Genomic DNA, 18,535 nt, shown 5'->3' with positions numbered 1-18,535 from the left:
ACCGCGGCCCTCCGCGACGCCGGTGCCCTACCGCCGATCCCCGGCGGTGAACTGCCGAAGCCCTCGTTCATCAGCACCTCCCGAGACCACTTCTACACCGAGCTGCACCACCGGATCGACGACGATATCTCGTACGAGGTGCGGGAAACCCCCGGATACCACTGGGACGTCCGCGACGAGCACGGCATCGGCGCGTACTTCGACGCGTCTGTGAACAGCAGGGGCGAAGTCGAATTCTCGTTCATCGACGACCGATACCCCGCGACGCCAGACGGCTGGCGAGCCCTGATGACCGCCGTGAACGCCTTCGGCGACCGCCGCAAGCACATCCATCTCTTCGTCAACCCCTACGCCGACTGAATCGCCCATACGGGGTGCTCTAGGTGCCTGTTCCCAACCCGTCTGTGCAGGTCAGCCGCGGCTCGGAGGCGGAGGGAGGACAACGCCGCCGCCCGGTCTGGCGCCACAATGACGGCCACCCGACCGGGTCTCAGCGAAAGCGATCACCGCCGGACCAGCGACCGTCACGTCTAAGCGTCACGTCGTAACGCTTCCAGAACGCAAAGCATCTGCCTGGTGAGCGGGCCCGCAGACGATCATACTGGCGCCATCGCGAATCGAGCTGTCGCGAGTTGATGCAGTCTTCCGAGGACCGCACCCGTTTGTTACGGGGCCTGGTCGGGAGCGAGTCCATCCGTCATAGCGGCGATTAGCTGGTGACGTGCAAGGTCCGGGACTTCACGGAGGACCAGAGAGTGGGCGGCAAGGACAAACCGTTGAAACTCCTCAAGGAGCGCGCGCTTCGGGACGGCCATCGTGATGTCACGGTGAGGTGCTTCGACGGTGACATCGTCGCCCAGCTTCTTCAGCGCGATTCGGTAGGCGTTCTCGGTGAAGCTGATCCCAGCATCTTGATCCGCATTGAGTCGACGTGTCGCGTGCGCGAAGACGAGCATGAAGTCGACGAGCGCGGCGTAGGTGTTGGGACCGATGACGTCACGTTTGTCGATCTTCATCGAGATGGGTGAGGCGAAGTAGGTGTAGTGAAGGTCGATGTCTGGCAGCGACTCCGCTGAGATGTCCGCAGGCAGCTGCCAGGTCTTTCGCCAGGGCGAGGCCTTGTCCGGGATCTCTGTTTCGAGTTTGATCACTGGCGTTCCTATCGTCCTGTGGGTTGCGGATCCGAAGGTTTCGACGTGCGGGACGCCGCCCTGGGCGGTGTGAGTCGTCGGCGGGAGGCGTAGTTCGCCCAGGTGATGCCGGCTGCGGTGGCGTGGTCTTCGGCGCATTCGGCGGTGTAGCCGATGGCTTGGGCGGCGACTGCGGGTGGCATTTCCATGACGAGGGCTCTGAGGGCGGCCAGGCGGCTGCCAAGGAGGTGGATGCCGGTGCTGCCAGGTGATTCATCAGGTAGGTGGAGTGGATGTGCTGGCCGGGCCGGTTGCCGGGGAACCGCCAGGGGCTGGTGCGGTTGGATCCCGGATCGGATCTGGGCCCTGGACCGGGCCGTGCGGCAAGGCCACTTCGCCAAGGAGGGAGGAGTATTGGCGACGAAAGCGGGTGGCTGCCTTGTCAGGTGTGGCACGAGAGCTGGGTCAGCCTGAGCCACAATCGGCCCACTGTTTCCCACGCTCGGATAACGTTCACCGGCTAACTGGGACCGTAGTCCCGCTCTTCCTCGAACACCGGGCTCCGCTGGCCAGACGCGTCGGTTCGATCTCCCGACTATGGCGCAAGTCCCATCGATTCTGAGTCCCAGTCCTGAATGAGCGTGGAGACGATGCGGTGCGCGGCATTGCCGTCGCCGAATAGATTGACAGCCTGGGCCATTCGGGTGCGTTCGGCAGGGTCGTCCAGCAGTTGGGACGCAGCGGCCAGGACGCGAGGCGGTTCGACGCCCACGAGGCGCGCGACCCCCGCTTCTACCGCCTCCGGGCGTTCGGTGAGTGCTCGCAGGATGAGGACGGGTTTGCCCAGACTCGGGGCCTCCTCTTGGACACCGCTTGAGTCCGTCATCACCAGATCGCAGTTGGCAAGGGTAGCGATGAAGTCGGGGTAGTCGAGGGGTTCACAAACGGTAATGCCGACGTGGTCTTTCAAGGTCGGGACGAGGGACTCACGGACCGCTGGGCTTTTGTGGAGTGGCAGTAGTACCTCGCTGTCACCGCGGTCGGCGAGGTGGCGGAGGACGCTTGCCAGGTCGCGCATGCCGACACCCTGGGTTTCTCGCCGGTGGAGGGTCACAAGGATGCGGAGACGATCAGTGCGGAAGGCTGGTTTTCCCTTCTTTCGGTCGCGCATCCAGTGGAGGTTGTCGATCACGGTGTTGCCCGTGGTGATCACTTGGCGTTCGGGGATGCCTTCGGCGTACAGATGTGCGGCGGCGCGGGCGGTGGGAGCGAAGTGCCAACGGGCGATGCGACCGATTATCTGGCGGTTCAGCTCTTCAGGGAATGGGCTTGCGAGGCTGCCCGTGCGCAGGCCAGCCTCAACATGTGCGACGGGGATGCGCTCGTAGGCGGCTGCCAAGGCTCCGCACAGCGCCGTTGTGGTGTCGCCATGGACGACCACCAGGTCAGGGCCCTCGGCGATGACGGCAGTGTTGAGAGCGTTCAGCAGCGCGCCGGTCAACTCGGACAGGCCTTGCCGGTTACGCATCACCATGAGGTCTGTGTGCGGCTTGAGCCCCAGCGTGCGGAGCAAGGGCTGGAGCATTTCGCGGTGCTGGCCGCTGTTGATGATGATCGGATCAAACATTGGCGAATCGCTCATCGCACGGATGACGGGCGCGAGTTTGATCGCGTCAGGCCGGGTACCCAGCACAATCATGGCCCGGATGGTGTGGCCGGCCTGGCTCTGCAGCAGATTAAACACTCAGGTCATCCAGCGCTTTTGACCAAAGTTGCACAAGTCCACTTTTGTCAGAACTTCTGGCGTCCACGGCGAAGCTGATACATGCCTGGCCACCATAGGTCAGGAATGCCGCTCCGAGCCTATGGCCGTTAGGCAGAAAAGTAATGGGAACCACACCAGTCACCGTTCGCCCCAGACACTCGATGGCGGTTTTGGGACCGGGTACATTGGTAGCGATAAGATGAGCGTGTCGGGTGCTGAATTGGAGATCGAAGAACAATTGCCCCATCCAGTTCGGCATGCTACTGCTCATACTGTGGGCTATGTCGAGACGGCCCTTGGTCATGAGACGATGTATTCGCTCCGTGATGATCCTGACTTGCTCACGCGGATCGGACTGCTCGCAGGGCAGAGGCATCCGAAATCCAAGCGCCCGCTGACCGAGTTTTCCTTGTTCTGCGGCGGTTCTGGTGCTAAAGGGAATAATTGCCCAGAGCGGCGCGCCATTCCCATCCGGCGCAAGATCATGCCAGGGCGATTCGGGCCAATCGCGCAGCACGGCCGTGAGGGCGGCAAGGTATACGGCGTTTATGGTGGTATCGTGCACCCGGGCGATCGAACGGATGCGGTCCAATGAGGTGGAAGACCACACTACTTCCACTTTTCCGCTCAACCCAGATGACCCGCCTGGCCGGGCCAAAGGCAGAAATTCTCGGGCGAACTTGCTTATTCCAAGGGCGGTTCGCAGAGGTGTCTGCCTGTTGCCAGGAAGGCGCCGTGCAGGAGCCCCGGATATTGCCTTACCAGGGCCTGCGAGAGCACTCAGAACAGCGTTGGCCACCGCGACGCCGTCATGAAGCGCATGATGCCCCATATAGACGAGAGCGAACTCCTGTGACGCGTGACCATGAACGAGCCAGACGCGCCAAAGCGGTCGCTCTGGCGGCAGACTCGTGGAGATCATTTCGTTTACTGCAGCTTGCAGTGCTGCTTCGCCCGATTGATCGGGCAATTTCCTTTCGTGCACAAGGGAAGTCATGTCGAGATGACTGTCGCTGACCCATTCCGCGCGTCGCAGAGGCCCATCGGACAAACGGCAAGCAAGCTCAGGAAACCGCTGTGTGACGATCTGCCGGACCAGAAGCCTGAACTCCTGGATCGATGGGACCTCTCCGGAGACCATTGCCATCCCGCCGATGAGCATCGAAGCCGAAGGATTCCTGGCCTGGTACCGAAGAAAGCCGCGCTCCATTGCAGTGAGTCGACGTGGTATCGGGTTCTGCGATCGTTCTTCGCCTGCAACGGGCATCAGCGGCAACTCCACGAAGAGACATTCGACATCAGGTCATGTCAATAATCGAGCGCGGTGATCGTCTGGGCCCTCGTGTGAACAGTATTCTTCGCCTGGCGTGAAACGGCGGCATCGGTCACGGTGCTGCGCGAACCTCGCCCAGTGAGGAATTCACGGGCTGGGAGGCATTGTGCGTGAAGGCCCTGACTGTGGTTCGTCCGCCGCGATCGAGTCGGAGCCAGCCCCCTGGCCAGGCGGACAGGGGGGCTGGCCCCATCACTGCCACCAGGGCCTTCATGAGCGCCGCAATGATGTTCCCCGTTGATGTCCCGTCGTTGACGGACTTGCAGATCTCGCCATATTCCTGGGCGCTATCCGGGCAGCAATGCGGATCGCTGGTACTCCGGGGCGTGAATGCGACTAACGAAGGAACATCACGCTGCCCTGGACCGGGGTGATAGGGGTGTCCCCGGGCTCGACATCGTGACTGATGAGACGGCAGTTAGGGGCGGCGGAGACCCGTGCCACAGCGTTTGTCTGGTTGGAGCCGGTGGTTGTGATGCCGAGTTGATAGCACACGCCGATCCGCGGATTGGAGAGCCTCCTCGCATCTCCGTCGATCCCGGTGAAGTGATACGCCCCACACGCCCGGTCATCCTGGCAATTATCCGCCCGCGCCAGACCGGTTGTCGCCGTTATCCCGGCGAACGCCAGGCCTGCGCACGTGGCCGTGACCAGACCACGGCTGGTCCGAAGTTGCATGGATCCCTCCTGAACGCATTGTGACCGCACCAGGTTGCCATCGCAGCCGTAATGCGATGACAACGAATGCAAGCTTATTATTAGGAGTCCCTCAAGGCAAGGTTAAGATGATCAGAAAGTCGTTTACATAAACAAATATAACAATGGGCCGATTTTCGCGCTTGTGTCTATTTTCTACCTTCATTTGGCTTGATATTCGAGGTTGAGGATGGCGTGGGCTGATGCCCAGATCCGCCCAATTGGGGTGAAGTCCCTCGTATGCCTCAATGTTTCGTGAGTGAAAGGGTGTCATGGACGGGTCTGATCGCATCGTGGTGCGTTGGCGCTGGTGGTTGTTGTCAGCATCATTGGTGCTGCTGGGGGCGGCAGCGTTGCTGGCAAACGGGGTTCATGACCGGCTGGTGATGGGCGACAACCTGCCGCAGCAAACCGAATCACGTGCGGCCGACCGGTGGTTGCACGACCACGCCAATGCGGGAAAACCGGATCTACTGGTGGTGGCCGAAGTCGCTACCGAGACCACAGGCAGCGTCGACGAGCCGAAGGTGGCAGCAGCGGGCCAGCAGATGATCGCACGGTTGGCCGCTGACCCTGGGGTGCGCTCGGCAGTGTCGTACTGGAACAACCAGGACAGTGCGCTGCGGTCGGTGGATGGGCGCACGGCGCTGGGAATGGTCTGGTTGCGGGGTGATCTGCAGGAGCGGCTGAACATCGCTCAGAGACTGGTCCCCCGGCTCGGGGGGAAGCAGGGGCCACTGTCGGTGAAGGTTGGCGGTGACGCCCAGGTACGCGTGGAGACACAGCGGCGCAGCGAGCACGACTTGTTGGTGGCTGAGCTGGTGGCGGCGCCGCTCACGCTGGCGGTGCTGCTGGTGGTGTTCGGCAGTCTGGTGGCGGCTCTGGTGCCGCTGACCATGGGTGTGTTCTGTCTGGTCGGCGCCATGGCGCTACTGCGGCTGCTGACCGAGGTGACCCAGGTGTCGGTGTACGCCCTCAACATCGCCTCGCTGATCGGTTTCGCGCTGGCGGTGGACTTCAGCCTGTTCATCGTGACCCGGTTCCGCGAAGAACTGGCCCACGGGCGCTCCGTCCCGGCCGCGGTGCAGCACGCAATGGCCACCACGGGCCGCGCGATGGCGCTGTCGGCGGTAAGTGTGCTGGCCGCCTTGACGGCGCTGTTGGTCATTCCCTCGCCAATTGTGCGCTCGATCGCCTTGGGGGGGATCGCGGTCACCGTGCTGGCGGCCCTCGCCGCGCTGGTGGTGCTGCCGGCGGCCCTGGCAGTGCTGGGCGTGCGCATCGACCGCCTGGCCATCCCCGGTCCTTGGAGTGCGGGGCGGCGGTCACGACACAGCGTTGCCGCGGAAGGCTCACCGGTTTGGGCGCGCATCGCCCTGGGAGTGATGCGGCGCCCTGTCACGGTGACTGCGGCCACCGGACTGCTGCTGCTGATGCTGGCCGCGCCGCTGCTGCACGTTCGGTTCGGGCTCGCCGACGAGCGCATCTTGCCCGCCCAGGCCCAAGCGGCACAGGCCGGACAGGTGCTCCGCGAAAGCTTCACCTCACAGGTGATGCCCCTCACCGTGATACTGCCGCATCAGACTCGAGTCGGTGACTACCCGCAGCGGTTGTCGGCCGTGCAAGGGATAGCGCAGGTCGAGGCAGTCAACGGGACCTTCGCCGACGGACGCCGTGTCAGTCCACCGGACGCACGATCGGCCCGTTATGCCTGTCCGGCCGGAACCTGGGTGGCGGCTACGACCACGGTCGACGCCTACGACGCCGCCGCCGCCGAGGTCGTCCAGCGCATCCGCGCGGTGCCCGCACCCGGACCGTTCATGGTCGGCGGACCCGGCGCGGAGCTCGCCGACACCCGCCACCTCGTGGCCGGGCGGCTGTGCTGGATGTTGACGATCACAGCGCTGGCCACCATCGGAGTGGTCATGGTGATGACCGGCAGCCCGGTGCTGGGCGTGAAGGCGCTGATTCTCAACACCCTCAGCCTGGCATCTGTGTTCGGCATACTCGTCACGGTGTTCCAGGACGGTCAGCTGCGATGGCTGCTCGGTGACTTCACCGTCACCGGCACCTTGGATCTCGTGATTCCGATCGTGGTGTTCGGGGTCGCGTTCGGAGTGTCCATGGACTACGAGATGTTCCTGCTGGCGCGTATCACCGAAGAGCACCGCCGGCGCCGCGACACCCCCGCCGCCGTGGTCGCTGGACTGCAACACACCGGCCGGCTGTTCACAAGCGCCGCGCTGGTCTTCGCGCTGGTGATGGCCGCCATGGCCAGTTCGTCCATCGTGCTGGTGAAAATGGTCGGCCTAGGCGTGCTGGCAGCAGTCCTGATCGACGCCACCCTGGTGCGGGCACTGCTTGTTCCAGCGGTCATACGTCTGGTCGGCACCGCGAATTGGTGGTCACCCTGGCGCTCACCATGATGGCCACCACGACATACCCGAAAGCGCGGATCCAGACCGGCCGGCACCGAAGCAGTCACCGGCAGGCCTGGCCGCCCATCCGCCACACCATCGTGATCCGCTGGGACGACCCACCAGCCTGATCACCGGCATCCAGTACGCCAAGGCGACCCTCACCAGGTCAGGTGTGCTGGTCAGCTCGACCAGCAACTGCCCGCTGGCACCGACAATCCGGAACCGGTGGCGAGGTTGCGCTGGCGGCCCTGCGCTCTGCAAGTGGCGGCGTCGACCTTCGCGGTCGAGCTGGTCGAGCGCTTCGGCGGGTCGGCTTGTACCGAGGACTCGGGGACCTGGCCGCGCAGCAGTCTCATGCTGGCGAACCGGCTGCAACTGCAGTCCGCTCCTTCGCCTGTCGTCCTTCTTTGCCCTTGCCTGCCCGCTGGCGACGACACGGCGTCGCCCCTAGCCAGTTGCCACCGTGGGCTTCCAGACCCCTGGGCGGCCATCAACTGTGGGGCGCGGAAACTCGGTCCCGAGGCTCTGGCGGCGGTTGAGGTGGCCGCCGCACCCCACGCCCTATCGGGTGCCGTTGATGAGGCGGATGGCCAGGTCGGGGCTGAACTGGCCGGCGGGGATCCCGGCACCGATCCCGCAGTCGCCGTCGGAGTCACCGGGGACCTTCACCCACAGTTCCAGCTCGGCGTCGGTTCCCTCGCGTGGTGGAGTGCCGAGCTTGCGTCCGGCCGGGTTGCACCATTCGCCGTTGGAGCCGTTGCCGTTGCGGCTGGTGTCGACGACGAAGGTCTTGCCGCTGGAGAGCCCGGCGTTGACGGCCTTGGCGTAGACGACCGACTCCTCGGTGGTGTAGTAGTTCGACACGTTGACCGAGAAGCCGCGTGCGTCCGCGATCCCGGCGGCCCGCAGGCGCTGGGCCATGGTGGCCGCGGGAATCCATTTGGCGTTGGCGGCGTCCAGGTAGACCCAGGCATTCGGGGCCTTCGCCTTGAGTTGCTGAACACCGTATTTCAGCAGGTCGAGTCGAGTCTGCCGCTCAGTGTCGTTCGGTAGGCAGTCGAGTTGGGCGACCGCGTCGGGTTCCACCACGACGATCGCCTGGCGGCTGCCGATGGCCGTGGCGAACTGCCCGATCCAGGTGCGGTAGGCCGCCGGGCTGCCCGCGCCGCCGCCAGAGTGGCTGCCGCAGTCACGGCCGGGGACGTTGTAGGCCACCAGCATCGGTATGGCGCCGGTCTGCTGCGCCCTGCCGACGTAGTTGGACACCGCTGCGGTGACGTCGCTGTCCCAGTTGCCGAACCATTTGGCGATCGGCTGGTCGGCGATGGCCGTCTTGATACGTGCGGCCCGCGAGTCACCGGGGTTGGCGGCGACCCAGCGAGCGGGATTGGACGTCGGGTCGACATACAGGTTGGCCGCATCGATCGCCCTGGCCGCGGGTGCGGCGTGGGAGACGGCGCCGACCTTGGTGGCGGCTTGCGGTTGCTGTCCGGTGAAGTAGGCACCGGACAGCGCGGCCGTCGAAGCGGGGAGCACGGCGGCGGCGGTGATGATCCATCTGCGGAGAGCGGGCAGCACGGGAGTTCCTTCGTCGTCCGGTGTCATGGCCGGGGCTGATCCTTGCCAGGGCGCGATGGCCGGCGTCCTTTTGTCCCTTCGGGTGCCCGGCCCCGGCATTGCATACGGAAGCGGGTGTGTTAAATGCACTTTCTCCAGGCGGTCTCCGCGACGGTATCCACGCACTTCAATCCGGGTCAAGAGCCCTTTCACGCTTCCATTCCCGCCAATCGGCGGACGCGTCCTGGTTGCGCGGTGCCGCCATTGCGAGCCGCTGTTGTGCGGTGTTACTCCGGGGCGCGGACTGCCTGACCACCGGCGGACCTGCACCCAAGCCGAAGCGAGGGCTGGCCCAAAGCGATCAGTGCGGCGGTCCGCCGGCAGGTCCGCCTGATCGCCCGGTGAGTCGCGTGTTGCGGTCACGTCCGCGCAGTTTCGCCTTCGGCGAAGCGGCGTATTCGCTCTAGCGCCGCCGCGTGCTGGTGGAAGGCATGCCTCCCTTCAAGGACTCCGGCTGCCAGGGCGCGGTGGACGCGGCGCGACGGTCGCCGCGCTCCAAGCGCGGGAATGGCTGCTCGTCGACTCGTGTCAGGAGCCCTGCCGATCACCACCAACAGGAGGAAGCCCTATGGATCCTCAGTGTGAAAACCCACAGAAGTCCCCAGCCATGAAACTTTCATCCATTCGCTTCCGGTGAATGCGACGTTGACCAGGAAGGACGGTCCGGGCCCTGCCAGCGGGAGCACAGACACCGGACGAAGAGCTTGACGCACCTGCCGGCGTCGTGTTTGCTCCGCTGCACCACCACCTGAACGCCAACCGGCGGTACGCGAGCGGTCCCTCGTCAGCTACTGGGCTTGAAGACGTCGCTACCCCGCGCGCCATCGGCCCACGAGGACCTGCCGCACCTACTCGGCTGCGCCCGACGAGGTCGGCCGGCAACTACCTGGAGCTGAACTCCATCATCTGGGCGGCCACGTCCTGCGCGCCTGCATCCCTCAAGGCGTCAACCAGGAGATCTACGCATTCCTCGGTGCCGCCGTCACCGTGTCCGGCGAGACGAGTCCAGGTGAATCGGCGGCTCGCTGCCCTGCGGGAGATCAGTTCTTTCGCCCGACCGCACCCACGAAGGTGTAGTAGGTGATGCCCGGCTCGGCGTGGTCGTCGGGCCCGGGGCGCCATTCCGGTAGTGGTACCAGGCCCGGCTCGACCAGTTCCAGGTCGCCGAGGAAAGCAAGGATCTCGGAGCGGGTCCGCCAGCGGCCGGTGCCCAGCGTCTCGTTGAAGATCTTCTCGGCAGCGGTGGCCTGCGCGGCGACCTCCGGCCGTTCGGCACCAGGATTGTGGAAGTGCGAGATGACCACGTGGCTTCCTGCCGGGAGTGCCTGGACGAGTCGGGCCGCGATGTTGCCGGGCTCTTCGTCGTCGCCAAGGTGGTGCAGGATCGCGAACAGCAGCAGCCCGACGGGTTGCTCGAAGTCGATGAACTCCTCGACCACCGGGTGGGCGAGGATCTCCTCCGGATTGCGCAGATCCGCCTGGATGACGGTGGTGGAATCGTCGGCGGCCAGCAGTGCCCGCCCGTGCACCAACACGATCGGGTCGTTGTCGACGTAGACGACCTTGGCCCCGGGAGCGGAAGCCTGGGCGATCTCGTGGACGTTCCCCGCGGTGGGCAGGCCGGAGCCGATGTCGATGAACTGCCGGATACCGGCCTCCTCTACCAGGTAGCGCACCGCCCGCCTGAGGAACTCCCGGTTGGCCTTGCCGGCCTCCGGAGCATCCGGAGCCACCGTCAGCACCATCTCCGCAACCTGCCGGTCGACCGCGAAGTTGTCCTTGCCTCCAAGGAAGAAGTCGTAGACCCGGGCCACACTGGGCGTGGTGATGTCGACACCAGCCGGCGCCCGCTCTTCCTCGGCCATACAAATCCCCTTTGAGCGACCAAAGCCAAAGGCACCAATGGCTCAATCGTATATGACGCACTCTTTCCAACCCTTCAGAATCGCAGGGCCGTAACCTCGAGCGGGCACCAGGCAGCCTGACGCACATCATCACCACGTACTCGGGCTGCCGGGTGGGGTATCCGGTCGCCTGGGCCGCGTTCGACTTCCTCGCGCCGCTCTCACAACCCGCGCAATCACCAGCGAGACCACACCGCCGCCTCCGCCCACGTTCCGGCTGCGGAGCGAGTCCTCCGGCCGGTGCCTGGACGCCAGCGGCGCAAGCTCGCCAACGGCACGATCAGCAACGTCCAGAACGGGCTGTGCCTTGAGGTCAACGGCGCCGGCACCGCCGTGATCGTGCGGAACTTCCACCCCGGCGCTGGGCCCTACGATTGGCGGACCGTGCCGGGCGGCCGCGACCCCGCGGCCGCCCTTCACTCGTGCTCGTGTCGGAGTCGGCGGTCTCCAGCCGCAGGGCGTGTCGGTCGGCGGGAACCGCACGAACTCGTCGACGTGGCCGATGCCGAGACAGCCGGTGTGGCAAACCGCGGTGAGCTTGAGGCGGGTCAGCCGCAAGACCCGGTCGCGGCAGCAACCTTTCACGTGCCCGCAGAGACAGTAGGGGGACAGCGCCGATTCACACGATCCAGGGTGGAAATGAAGATCACAAGGCAACACAGATTCACGTTGAGGCTGGCCGCACTGGCGGCCTCGGTTGTCGTGGCCGTTCTGGCCTGCCTGGTCATGACGGTCCCGGAGACCCGGACCACTGCCGCAGCGCCCCAGTCCGCGGCGGGTGCTCGGGCCGCGGCCGACAGGGCACCGCTGGCGGGACGGATCAAACCTGGCGTCGCCCATCGCGGAGTCGCCACCTTCTACGACGCCGGAGACGGCAACGGCGCTTGCCTGTTCGGCCCGAGCAAGTCCGTCATGATCGCGGCAATGAACCACACCGACTACGAGACGGCCAAGGCCTGCGGAGCCTACATCCGCGTCCGCGCAGCCAACGGCCGCTCCATCACCGTCCGCATCACCAACGAATGCCCCCTCCCCTGCGCGCCGGGCCAGCTCGACCTCAGCCCGCAGGCCTTCGCCAAACTCGCCGCTCCCAAGCTCGGCCGCATCCCCATCACCTGGTCGCTCCTCAGCCCGAAGACCTCAGCCAAGATCGCCGTCCGCTACAAGACCGGATCCACCCGATGGTGGTGCGGCATCCAGGTGATCGACCACCGCAACCCGGTCGCCCTCCTCCACGTCCGCGTCGCCGGTCGGTGGAGAAAGCTGCCCCGCACCGACTACAACTACTTCCTCTCGGCCAAGGGCGCCGGATGCGGCGGGCCGATCCGCATCACCGACATCTACGGCCAACGACTCACCGTCCGCGGCATCAAGCTCAAGGCCAACCTCGTCCAGCGGACCAAGGCCCAGTTCGCCCGGCACTGAACCCGAGCCCGGTCCCTGCCAAGGGACCGGGCGGCCGAGGATCTGCCGGTTGGTGGAAGCGGAGGGGCACTGTCACCACCACCCTTGCTTCCGCCGGGCGCGGTGTCGCCCGACCACTGCTGAACGGAGAGCACTGCCGGGAAAGCTCTCGGCGAGGCACCCGGAGGGCGGCTTCCTCGTCTCCATCCAACTGCCCCTCCCGCCCGCCAAGGACACGACGCGGAGAACTAATGGGGCAACGACCATCGAGGAGCGGATGGATAACGGAGCGACAGGCGACTGCTGGACGCCGTGCGTACGATCGCCGACGGCGACACTCTTCTGTCCCCCGCCGCGACCCGCTCCTTGGTCGCCCGTTTCCTGGCCACACCGGGGACGACGCCCCGCCGCACCATCGCGAACGGCTCGGCGTGCTCACCCCGCGCGAATGCGGATGGTGGCCCTGGTCGCGGCCGGGCGCAACTCGTCGTCATCGCCCACCAGACGGGCCTGGCCCACGGCGGCACCGACCGCCGGTCGTAGTCCGACACCGGCGTCCCGCACGTGCTCGCTGCCCGGACGTCCGCTCAACTCACGCCCGCCATCGGAATCCCCCAACCCCCACTCACGCCGGCTCTGCGTCCTGCGGGTGGCGATGGCCGTGGTCGGGCTCGTGACGTCCGGCTCGGCGATCGTCGGAGTGCTCGATGACGACGGTCATCGACCGACGGCTACCGGAGCGTGTTCATCGTGGGGGCCGTCCTCACCGCGGTGGCCGCGATCACGCTGACGCGAAACCGGCGTGCCGCTCCAGCCCCGGCGGGCGGTACTGGGCCACGATCCGGGTCGACGGCTCAGGTACTGGCGCCGAATTCGCAGCGGTCGACGGTCCAGGCGGCCGCCTGATCGCTCAGGGTGACGCCGAGACCAGGGCGGCTGGGCACGATCATGCGGCCGTCGCTTATTTCGAGGCGTTCGTTGAACAGCGGCTCCAGCCACTCGAAGTGCTCGACCCAGGGTTCCTGCGGGTAGCAGGCCGCCAGATGCAGGTGGATCTCCATCGCGAAATGGGGGGCGAGCTGAAGGCGGTGGTGGTCGGCGAGCGCGGCCAGGCGTAGGAACGGGGTGATGCCGCCGATCCTGGGCGCGTCCGGCTGGAGGATGTCGGCGGCGCCCGCACGGATGAGTTCGGCGTGTTCAGCGACGCTGGTGAGCATCTCGCCGGTGGCGATCGGGGTGTCGAGGGAGGCGGCCAGGGCCGCATGGCCCGCGTGGTCGTAGGCGTCGAGCGGTTCCTCGATCCACACTAGGTGGAACTGTTCGAGTTCCCGGCCGAGGCGTTGTGCGGTGGCCCGGTCCCATTGCTGGTTCGCGTCGACCATCAGCGGGACATGCTCGCCGACCTTTTCGCGGACGGCCTTGACCCGGGAGAGGTCCACCCGCGAGTCGGGGTGGCCGACCTTGAGCTTGATGCCGCCGATGCCGCGTTCCAGCGAGGCCGTCGCGTTGGTGATGACCTCGTCGATGGGAGTGTGCAGGAACCCGCCGGAGGTGTTGTAGCACCGTACGGAATCGCGGTGGGCGCCCAGCAGTTTTGCCAGCGGCAGGCCGGCTCGTTTGGCCTTGAGGTCCCACAGGGCGATGTCGATGGCCGCGATCGCCTGGGTCGCCAGTCCACTCCGGCCGACGGAGGCCCCGGCCCAGACGAGCTTGTCCCAGATGCGGGAGATGTCGTTGGGGTCCTCGCCGAGGAGTTCGGGTGCGATCTCCCTGGCGTGCGCGTACTGGCCGGCGCCGCCGGCCCGCTTGGAGTATCCGAAGCCGATGCCCTCGTGTCCGCCGGCCGTCGCGATCTCGGCGAAGAGCAGGGCCACCTCGGTCATCGGCTTCTGCCGGCCGGTCAGCACCTTGGCGTCACTGATCGCCGTGGCCAGCGGCAGGCGGACGGAGGAGAGGCGGATCCAGGTGATGGTGTCGGTGGTGGTCACAGAGCTCCTTGTCGGGCGTCAGCCGCCGACGGCGGCGGAGGGGTCGACCGGCGCCATCCGCTCGATGGCCAGCCTGGTGCGCTCCATCGCCTCGATGATCTCCTGCTGCCGGGTCTCGTCGAGGCCCGCGACGGGCACCGAGCAACTGATCGCGTCCATCGGCAGGTGCGTGTAGCGCAGCGCCAGGCCGAAGCACCTGATGCCCGCGTAGTTCTCCTCGTCATCGATGGCGTGACCGCGCTCGCGGGTCCGTTCCAGGTCGCGGACCAGCGCGTCGAAGTCGGTGAGCGTGTTGGGGGTCAGCGGGGTGAGCCGACGCGGCACGTGGGCGTCCACACCGGAGTCGAGACGTTCGGCCAGCAGAGACTTGCCCAGCGCGGTGCTGTAGGCCGGGAGCCGGCGGCCGACCCGGCTGAACGGACGGATGTACCGGGAGGACTCCCTGGTGGCGAGATAGACGATGTCGGTCCGGTCCAGACGGCCGAAGTGGATCGTCTCGTTCAGTTCCGCCCCGAGATCGTTGATATGTGGCTGGGCGATCCGAAGGTAGGGGTCGGTGTCGAGGTAGGTGGTGCCGGCCAGCAGGGCCCTGATGCCGACGCTGTAGAGGGTGCCGGTCGGATCGGTGCGGACCCAGCCGCGCTCGGCGAGCGTGCGGAGCAGCGCGTGGACACTGCTCCTGGGCGCTTCGAGGGCCTCGCTGAGCTCCCGGAGGCGGGCCGGCCGGTTCTGCCGGGATGCGAGGACTTCGAGCAGCTCCACGGCCCGCGCCGCGGACTTCACTCCCCGTACGCCCGTCTTCGCCGCCTCGGCGGTGTGACGCAAGGCGCCTGCGGGCTCAGAGGGTCGAGTCATCGCACCCCGTTCGCATCTCTTCGTGCATTCATTAACCGTTCAGTCCATTGACAATGATACCAGGTCTGAGCAACGATCCTCATACTCAGCAGCCCGTCCACATATGGAGACAGTCGCCTGTCGCAACCGCGGCGGAACAGTCACGTGGACGTCAGCCGACCACCCCCTACCCCCGCTGGTGAACAAGGATTTGGAGGACTGATGAGGGTTCTGCCGAGGAAAGCTCATGGCCATGCCGGCGCGTTCCTGACGGCGGGCACGGCGCTGGTCCTGGCCGCTGCGTCCGCCTGTTCGGTGCAGGGCGGCGGTTCCGACGACGGCGGAGGGAAGTACCCGAGCCGCGCCGTGGAGTTCACCGTCCCCACCGAGCCCGGCGGCAGCACGGACCTGATCACGCGAGCCCTGGTCAAGAGCATCGAGAAGCCGCTCGGCGGCCAGGCCGTCGTGGTCAACAAGCCGGGTGCCAACGGCAAGATCGCGGGCAAGGACGTCTTCTCCAGCAAGCCCGACGGCCACCGGGTCGCGGTGATGCCGCAGTCCCTGTTCGCGGTGGGTCCCCTGGTCGTCAAGGATCCCGACGCCATCAAGCTGGAGGACATGACCTTCGTCAAGGGCCTGAGCGTGGAGGACTACGTGCTCACCGTGCCCGCGAGCTCGAAGGTCAAGAGCCTCAAGGACCTGCTCGGGAGCAAGCGCGTCCGGTACGGCACCACCGGCGCCGGTACCGGCAGCCAGCTCTCCCAGGCACTGCTGTTCGGCAAGGCGAAGGTGCCCTCGACCGCGATCCCGTTCGACGGCGGCGGCCCGCTGGTGACCGCGGTCCTCGGCGGCAAGGTCGATGTCGGCGCGATGCATGTCGCCGAGGTCGTCAAGCACATCGAGGCCGGCAAGCTGCGGCCGCTCGTGGTGTTCGCGACCAAGCGGGTCGAGGCCCTGCCGAACGTGCCGACCGCCACCGAGTCCGGGCACGCCATCGTCGTCGACCAGCGCCGGTTCGTCGCGGCGCCCGCCGGGCTGCCCGATGACGTCCGCGACAAGCTGGCCGGCGCGATCGACAAGGCGGTGGCCTCCGGCGAGTACGGGCAAGTGCTCAAGCAGAGCTACATCGGCCGCTGGGAAGTGGACGGCACCGAGGTCGCCCGGCAGCTCACCAAGAGCCGTGACGACTTCGCGGCCATGACCAAGACGCTCGGCATCGACCTCGCGGCGCAGTGATGGGCGCACCCGGCGCACCCGGCGCACCCCGTGAACCCGGCGCACCCGGCGGATCCAGCGCACCCGGCGAATCCGCGCCGCAGGACGAGGGACTTGCGCGTGACGACGTCGCGGACGGGGACGAGGACGGGCCCGTTCGGCCGAGCGCCTCCTACGCGCGTCGGCAGAACGTGGTCGCGGCGCTGGTGCCGCTCGTGATCGGCGCGATCGCGGCGGTGCTGTCCTGGCAGCTGGGAGTCGGCGGCCTCGCCGACCCAGGGCCCGGGATGTGGCCGCTCGTGGTGAGCGTGGCCATGGTGGTGTTCGCCGCGGTGCAGGTGCTCCGGTCACAGCCGACCGGTACCGAAGAGAAGATCACCGGCGACGCGCTCATCGTGGTCGTCGCCGTCCTCTCCCTCGCCGGGTACGCCCTGCTGTTCGAACGCGTGGGATTCGAGATCCCCACAGTGGCGCTGCTGGTGCTGTGGCTCAAGGTGCTGGGACGCGAGTCGTGGCGGGTCACCGTCGCGCTCTCGCTCACCGCCACGGTGGCCGTGTACCTGCTGTTCATCACGGCGCTCGGGGTGTCGCTGCCCCATCTCGCGCACTTTTAAAGGAAATCCCGACCATGGACTTTCTCTCCCCGGTGATCGACGGGTTCGGGGTCGCCTTCACGCCCGCGAACCTGCTCTACTGCCTGCTGGGGGTCACCCTCGGCATGCTCGTGGGCGTTCTCCCCGGTCTCGGGCCCGCGGCCACCATCGCCGTGCTGCTGCCGATCACTTACAACATCGAGCCGACCGCGGCGATCATCATGCTGGCCGGGATCTTCTACGGCGCCCAGTACGGCGGCACGATCACCTCGGTGCTGCTGCGCCTGCCCGGCGAGGCCTCCAGCGTGGTGACCGCGCTCGACGGCCACGAGATGGCCAAGCGTGGCCGGGGCGGGGCGGCGCTGGGCATCGCGGCGATCGGCTCCTTCCTCGGCGGCACCGTCGCGATCATCGCGCTGACCCTGGTCGCACCGCTGGTCGCCGAGGTGGCGCTGGACTTCGGGCCCGCCGAATACACCATGCTGGCCCTGCTCGGCATCCTGATGGTCTCGACGCTGGGCACCGGGTCGGTGCCCAAAAGCCTGCTGATGGCCACGGTGGGCCTGCTCCTGGCGACCGTCGGCCAGGACCCGCTGCAGGGCACCGCCCGGCTGGCCTTCGGCAGCGACGAGCTGCTCGACGGGATCGACTTCGTGATCGTCGCCATGGGGCTGTTCGGGGTGGCCGAGATCCTGCACAACCTGGAATCCCTGCGCCGCCGGAGCGGGCGGCCCAAGGCCGTCGGCTCGGTGTACCCCTCCCGCACGGATCTGCGCGAGTCCAGAGGCGCGATCTCCCGCGGTTCAGTGATCGGTTTCGTGCTGGGCATCCTGCCCGGCGGCGGCGCCACGATGTCCTCGATGGTGGCCTACGCCGTGGAGAAGAAGGCCACCAAGAAACCGGAGGAATTCGGAAAGGGCGCGATCCAGGGGGTCGCGGGCCCCGAGACCGCCAACAACGCCGCCGCCACGTCCTCGTTCATCCCCCTGCTCTCCCTGGGGATCCCCGCCAACGCGACGATGGCCGTCATGTTCGGCGCGCTGATGCTGCAGGGCATCACCCCGGGGCCGCTGCTGGTGAAGGAGAAGCCCGACCTGTTCTGGGGCGTGGTCAACTCCATGTACATCGGCAATCTGCTGCTGCTGGCGATGAGCCTGCCGCTGATCGGCATCTTCGTCCGCGTGCTACGGGTCCGGCCCGCGATCCTGGCGTCGCTGACGATCCTGGTCACGATGATCGGCGTCTACACCGTGCGCACCAACGTCTTCGACATGTTCCTCGTCATCGGGCTCGGCGCGGTGGGCTACCTCATGAAGAAGGTCGGTTTCGAGCCCGGTCCCCTGGTCCTGGCGTTCGTGCTCGGAGGCATTCTGGAGGCCTCGTTCCGGCGTTCCATGCGCACCTTCGACGGCGATCTCACGGGCTTCCTGACCCAGCCGATCGCCGCGAGCCTGCTGGCCGTCATCCTGATCGTCGCCGCCCTTCCGCCCCTGCGCGCACTGCACAGACGGCGGACGACCAAGGAAGCCGCACTCCCCTGATCCGGGTTCTGGGGCGGGCACGGAGCCGGTAGGCACGGAGCCGATGGGATGGTGGTGTGAGCTGCCGGGCAGCACGCATGCCCGCCTGGCCGCAC

14 protein-coding genes are annotated in these 18,535 nt (G+C 66.7%); 7 read left to right on the top strand and 7 right to left on the bottom strand.

All coding sequences use genetic code 11. The features are described from left to right. Positions 1-360: hypothetical protein (locus F8566_RS50620; RefSeq protein ID WP_192810222.1), on the top strand; the 360-nt coding region annotated here is incomplete at its 5' end. Between the two features lie 305 nt (positions 361-665). Here the strand turns inward: F8566_RS50620 and F8566_RS45440 are convergent. The 3 genes from F8566_RS45440 to F8566_RS45430 form a co-directional block, all read right to left on the bottom strand. Beyond that, positions 666-1,151: a hypothetical protein gene (locus tag F8566_RS45440; protein WP_151569895.1), complete on the bottom strand. Its 486-nt coding sequence runs from the start codon at positions 1,149-1,151 to the stop codon at positions 666-668. A gap of 574 nt (positions 1,152-1,725) precedes the next feature. Then, positions 1,726-2,874, bottom strand: a complete 1,149-nt coding sequence (gene wecB / locus F8566_RS45435; RefSeq protein ID WP_225994116.1) for a non-hydrolyzing UDP-N-acetylglucosamine 2-epimerase — start codon at positions 2,872-2,874, stop codon at positions 1,726-1,728. Continuing rightward, a complete protein-coding gene (locus F8566_RS45430) occupies positions 2,867-4,177 on the bottom strand; it encodes a wax ester/triacylglycerol synthase domain-containing protein (protein WP_151569893.1) in 1,311 nt (436 codons plus the stop codon). Before F8566_RS45430 ends, wecB begins: the two co-directional genes overlap by 8 nt. Before the next feature lie 1,019 nt (positions 4,178-5,196). Between F8566_RS45430 and F8566_RS45425 the strand changes: the two genes are divergently transcribed. Next, the gene (locus F8566_RS45425) at positions 5,197-7,350 is read left to right on the top strand and encodes an MMPL family transporter (protein WP_151569891.1); all 2,154 of its coding nucleotides are present in this window, start codon (positions 5,197-5,199) and stop codon (positions 7,348-7,350) included. Positions 7,351-7,905: 555 nt separating this feature from the next. On the opposite strand, the gene F8566_RS45420 is transcribed toward F8566_RS45425, so the two are convergent. Together F8566_RS45420 and F8566_RS45415 are read right to left on the bottom strand one after the other, a co-directional pair. Continuing rightward, entirely contained in the window at positions 7,906-8,949 is a 1,044-nt protein-coding gene (locus tag F8566_RS45420; RefSeq protein ID WP_225994115.1) for a glycoside hydrolase family 6 protein, read from the bottom strand. Between the two features lie 1,052 nt (positions 8,950-10,001). Next, positions 10,002-10,826, bottom strand: coding sequence for an SAM-dependent methyltransferase (locus tag F8566_RS45415; protein ID WP_151569887.1), 825 nt, complete (start codon positions 10,824-10,826; stop codon positions 10,002-10,004). Positions 10,827-11,504: 678 nt separating this feature from the next. Here F8566_RS45415 and F8566_RS45410 point away from each other — a divergent pair. Together F8566_RS45410 and F8566_RS45400 are read left to right on the top strand one after the other, a co-directional pair. After that, entirely contained in the window at positions 11,505-12,290 is a 786-nt protein-coding gene (locus F8566_RS45410; protein WP_151569885.1) for an expansin EXLX1 family cellulose-binding protein, read from the top strand. Positions 12,291-12,581: 291 nt separating this feature from the next. Beyond that, positions 12,582-12,812 (top strand): hypothetical protein, encoded by a 231-nt coding sequence (locus F8566_RS45400; protein ID WP_192810221.1) that lies wholly within the window; start codon positions 12,582-12,584, stop codon positions 12,810-12,812. 311 nt (positions 12,813-13,123) lie between these two features. Here F8566_RS45400 and F8566_RS45395 read toward each other — a convergent pair whose 3' ends face one another. Together F8566_RS45395 and F8566_RS45390 are read right to left on the bottom strand one after the other, a co-directional pair. Further along, complete coding sequence (locus F8566_RS45395; protein WP_151569883.1) at positions 13,124-14,257, bottom strand: L-talarate/galactarate dehydratase; 1,134 nt, start codon at positions 14,255-14,257, stop codon at positions 13,124-13,126. Positions 14,258-14,275: 18 nt separating this feature from the next. Further along, complete coding sequence (locus F8566_RS45390; RefSeq protein WP_151569881.1) at positions 14,276-15,112, bottom strand: IclR family transcriptional regulator; 837 nt, start codon at positions 15,110-15,112, stop codon at positions 14,276-14,278. 201 nt (positions 15,113-15,313) lie between these two features. Between F8566_RS45390 and F8566_RS45385 the strand changes: the two genes are divergently transcribed. Genes F8566_RS45385 through F8566_RS45375 form a run of 3 tightly spaced genes read left to right on the top strand, consistent with a single transcriptional unit; the run spans position 15,314 to position 18,440 of the window. Beyond that, positions 15,314-16,327, top strand: coding sequence for a Bug family tripartite tricarboxylate transporter substrate binding protein (locus F8566_RS45385; RefSeq protein ID WP_151569879.1), 1,014 nt, complete (start codon positions 15,314-15,316; stop codon positions 16,325-16,327). Continuing rightward, the gene (locus F8566_RS45380) at positions 16,327-16,920 is read left to right on the top strand and encodes a tripartite tricarboxylate transporter TctB family protein (protein ID WP_151569877.1); all 594 of its coding nucleotides are present in this window, start codon (positions 16,327-16,329) and stop codon (positions 16,918-16,920) included. Before F8566_RS45385 ends, F8566_RS45380 begins: the two co-directional genes overlap by 1 nt. Before the next feature lie 14 nt (positions 16,921-16,934). Further along, positions 16,935-18,440, top strand: a complete 1,506-nt coding sequence (locus tag F8566_RS45375; protein WP_151569875.1) for a tripartite tricarboxylate transporter permease — start codon at positions 16,935-16,937, stop codon at positions 18,438-18,440. The last annotated feature ends 95 nt before the right edge of the window (positions 18,441-18,535 follow it).

Origin of the sequence: Actinomadura rudentiformis (genome assembly GCF_008923185.1) — a bacterium.
Taxonomy (GTDB): Bacteria; Actinomycetota; Actinomycetes; order Streptosporangiales; family Streptosporangiaceae; genus Spirillospora; species Spirillospora rudentiformis.
The sequence above is the reverse complement of the archived record's forward strand: the minus strand, read 5'-3'. Positions and strand labels throughout refer to the sequence as shown.

Bases quoted from the DNA above. Each gene is read 5' to 3' on its own strand.
- F8566_RS45390 (WP_151569881.1), bottom strand. From the start codon at position 15,112: ATGACTCGACCCTCTGAGCCCGCAGGCGCCTTGCGTCACACCGCCGAG.
- F8566_RS45410 (WP_151569885.1), top strand. From the start codon at position 11,505: ATGAAGATCACAAGGCAACACAGATTCACGTTGAGGCTGGCCGCACTG.
- F8566_RS45415 (WP_151569887.1), bottom strand. From the start codon at position 10,826: ATGGCCGAGGAAGAGCGGGCGCCGGCTGGTGTCGACATCACCACGCCC.
- F8566_RS45425 (WP_151569891.1), top strand. From the start codon at position 5,197: ATGGACGGGTCTGATCGCATCGTGGTGCGTTGGCGCTGGTGGTTGTTG.
- F8566_RS45385 (WP_151569879.1), top strand. From the start codon at position 15,314: ATGAGGGTTCTGCCGAGGAAAGCTCATGGCCATGCCGGCGCGTTCCTG.
- F8566_RS45380 (WP_151569877.1), top strand. From the start codon at position 16,327: ATGGGCGCACCCGGCGCACCCGGCGCACCCCGTGAACCCGGCGCACCC.
- F8566_RS45375 (WP_151569875.1), top strand. From the start codon at position 16,935: ATGGACTTTCTCTCCCCGGTGATCGACGGGTTCGGGGTCGCCTTCACG.
- F8566_RS45420 (WP_225994115.1), bottom strand. From the start codon at position 8,949: ATGACACCGGACGACGAAGGAACTCCCGTGCTGCCCGCTCTCCGCAGA.